The sequence below is a fragment of the Desnuesiella massiliensis genome (genome assembly GCF_001403615.1).
Taxonomy (GTDB): domain Bacteria; phylum Bacillota; class Clostridia; order Clostridiales; family Clostridiaceae; genus Desnuesiella; species Desnuesiella massiliensis.
The window spans coordinates 1-3,002 of sequence record NZ_LN879446.1 but is presented as its reverse complement, the minus strand read 5'-3'; the positions used below and the strand labels follow the sequence as shown (position 1 = coordinate 3,002).

At 35.5% G+C, this 3,002-nt stretch carries 4 protein-coding genes; 1 reads left to right on the top strand and 3 read right to left on the bottom strand.

Features of this window, described 5'->3' with window-relative positions:
- Positions 1-399 precede the first annotated feature (399 nt).
- Entirely contained in the window at positions 400-843 is a 444-nt protein-coding gene (locus BN2665_RS00040) for a hypothetical protein (RefSeq protein ID WP_055665088.1), read from the bottom strand.
- 90 nt (positions 844-933) lie between these two features.
- Between BN2665_RS00040 and BN2665_RS00035 the strand changes: the two genes are divergently transcribed.
- Positions 934-1,149, top strand: a complete 216-nt coding sequence (locus BN2665_RS00035; RefSeq protein WP_055665087.1) for a hypothetical protein — start codon at positions 934-936, stop codon at positions 1,147-1,149.
- Between the two features lie 211 nt (positions 1,150-1,360).
- On the opposite strand, the gene BN2665_RS00030 is transcribed toward BN2665_RS00035, so the two are convergent.
- The gene (locus BN2665_RS00030) at positions 1,361-2,248 is read right to left on the bottom strand and encodes an IS3 family transposase (protein WP_242865871.1); all 888 of its coding nucleotides are present in this window, start codon (positions 2,246-2,248) and stop codon (positions 1,361-1,363) included.
- Between the two features lie 2 nt (positions 2,249-2,250).
- Positions 2,251-2,931, bottom strand: a complete 681-nt coding sequence (locus BN2665_RS00025; RefSeq protein ID WP_055665086.1) for a helix-turn-helix domain-containing protein — start codon at positions 2,929-2,931, stop codon at positions 2,251-2,253.
- Between the last annotated feature and the right edge of the window lie 71 nt (positions 2,932-3,002).

Sequence of the window (3,002 nt, the reverse complement as noted above, 5' to 3'; positions counted from 1 at the left end):
GCTGTGATACTATTGCTCTTAAGTACTCGATGCTTACCTTAACGCGTATTATAAGATCAAACTTACTCGAAGATTTTGATGAATATACAGTAGGATATTTCCGTACAGGTTAACGCTTAAAAAAATTGTTTTTTGGGGAGGGGGAAGCTATATGCATATATCTTGGTTAATATTTCAACATAAACCATATATTGAACCTAAAAAGCAAAGGATGGAAAAATAACTTTCCATCCTTTGCTAATAAGCTGCTATCAAGTTTTTAAAAATTGCCTTAATGCAACAGTAGAAGGTAATGGCCCTGTTTTTATAATCGATTTTTATTTGAATACAAAAAAGGAGTGGAGCAAACTACTTTTTAAAGTAGTTTTGCGACACTCCCTTTATTTTATATTATTATCCTTACATCCACCAGTGTCTAAACCTGGGATGAAAGAAACGAGGATGAAAGAAACGAGGATCGAAGAAATGATGATGGAAGAAATGACGACGTCTACGTCTGCGTCTACGTCTATGAGGTGAACGACTTAAATCTTCATTAATATCATCGTCAACATCATCATCGTCATCATCAAAGTCAAAATCATCATCAAAATCTCTTGTGTAAGGCATATACATCATTTGAGTACCATACATTCCTTGAGGGGCATGCATCATTTGAGTGCCATACATTCCTTGAGGGATATTCATCATATGAGGGTTATGCATCATTGGAGAATAAGACATCATTGGGCAATACATGTAAGGGTTAAAGTCTTGCTGACGAGGAGCATAATTATCATCATATTTGTTGCGTTCATCAACAAAAGCTTCATTAGTATTTTCATTGTCGTTTCTATAATACATTACATACCTCCAGGTAATTTAACTACAATATTAAAGTATGCAGTAGCCTAAAGAAAGGTGAAAGTATTTATATATAAAGGCGGTGAGAATATGCTAAGTATTTATAGTTCTTATGTATGCTGCTCTCGCAGAAAAGAATTTGCTCCGCTAACAGAAGATATACAATCTATGGATAGAAATAGATATTTAGTATGTCCTTACTGTAGTAGTCAAAAGATTATAAAACAGCACAGTGCAGATAATCTAAAGGAATGTATGCAGGAGAGAAGTTATAGGCGGGTAAATGGTGCTTTACGTCAAAAGTAGAAGGTAAAACATCTTTGATGTAGAATATATTACCAAGAGGGTGTTTTGCATGAGAATAGATCCACCAATCGGAAATAAAATGTTAAAAAGAATCGATCCACCAACACCATAGAAAGGACTTAAGAGCTCTTAATGAACTGCTCCCTGTCAAGTAGACAGTGAAAAAAATAAAAAAATTAGTAAAGTGCCAACCAAGAAGGTTGGTACTTTTTTATGATGAGATACCAAGAAGATACCTACGGTATTCCAGCGGTGTCATACAGTTTAAGCGCTTCTGGTAACGCTTATTATTATAGTAGTCTATGTATGCTTCAATAGCTTTCTTCAAACTCTCATAGTCATTAAACTTATGCAAGTAGTACATCTCAGATTTTAAAATTCCCCAGAATCCCTCCATAGGGCCATTATCTATGCAGCGAGATACCCTTGACATACTTTGTATCATTCCAGCCTTATCTAGCTTTGACTTAAATATTTTGCTGGTATATTGGAATCCACGATCGCTATGAAAGATGGGTTTTACATTAGGATAGGCTGCAACTGCTAAGTCAAAGGTTTCAAACACAAGAGCATTATTGTTTGAATGACCAATGACATAAGATACTATGCTTCTATCCCCAAGGTCAAGGATTGCACTTAAGTATGCTTTTTTTCCATCACCATACTTGAATTCTGTTATATCCGTGAGCCATTTCTCAAAGATATTTTCTGCCTTAAAATCTCGGTTTAGTACATTTTCAGCTGTAACTTCAGGAGTTGATTTTAGGTAGTTATATTTCTTTTTCCTACATACTGATTTCAGCCCAACTATTTTCATAAGACGATATATGCGTTTATAGTTTACCTTAAGGTTATGTTCACGACGAAGTTTTATAGTTATCTGCCTGTAACCAAGTATACCGTCTTTCTCCTCATAAGCTTCCTTAATAAGAATAAGGAGATTTTCGTTTTGAAGTTCATTCTGGCTTTTCTTCCTATGAAGCCATTTATAGTAAGCTGATCTGTTGATTTTAGCAATCTCACACAAAACCGAAACAGGATAGTGGCTTTGTTTTGAAAGCATCTTAATAGCCATGTATACTGTCTCCTGTTTAACCAGGCTCAGAACCGCCCCCTTTCTATTTCCTTGAGTTTTTTTAAGAAATCTATCTCCATCTGTTGCCTTTTATTCTCAGCTTCAAGAAGCTTGTTCTGCGCTCTTAACTTCTCAAGTTCAGACATTTCACCCTCAGGCTTTCTTTTACCCCTTCTGTCCAGAAGCGCTTCTATGCCATCTTTCTCATATTTTGTTGTCCATGCATAAACTTGCTGATATGATACCTTATATTTCTGCGCTGTCTCTGCGTAATTGCTATTGTTCTCAATACAGTATTTAACTATTTCAATTCTTTCATTGTAAGTTGTTTTGCGTCCTTTGGTCATGATAGTTCCTCCTGTTCCAGAAGCCTTTAACTCCTCATGACCATTATACTTCATAACCCATTGCCTGACAGTATCTTGACCTGGAATTTTGTATTTTACGGCAATATCTTGGAGTGAACCTTCTCCACTTAAGTAGGATTGAACAACCATTTCTTTAAACGCAGAAGAATATGAGTTATTTCTCTCATTGTTAATAAATGCCGTTTCACCTTGAGCCTTATATTTAGCAACCCATTTACGAAAAGGTGTACGACTTACACCATATTTACGAGCAATTGACTGAAACGAGCCATCGCCATTCATATACTCTATTACTGCCTGTATTTTTAATTCAGGTGATATTTTATCTTTTCTTCCCATAAAAAATACGCTCCCCTCTGTGGTAAACAGTTTTTATTACTTAAACTGTCTACTACAAGGGGAGCATATCA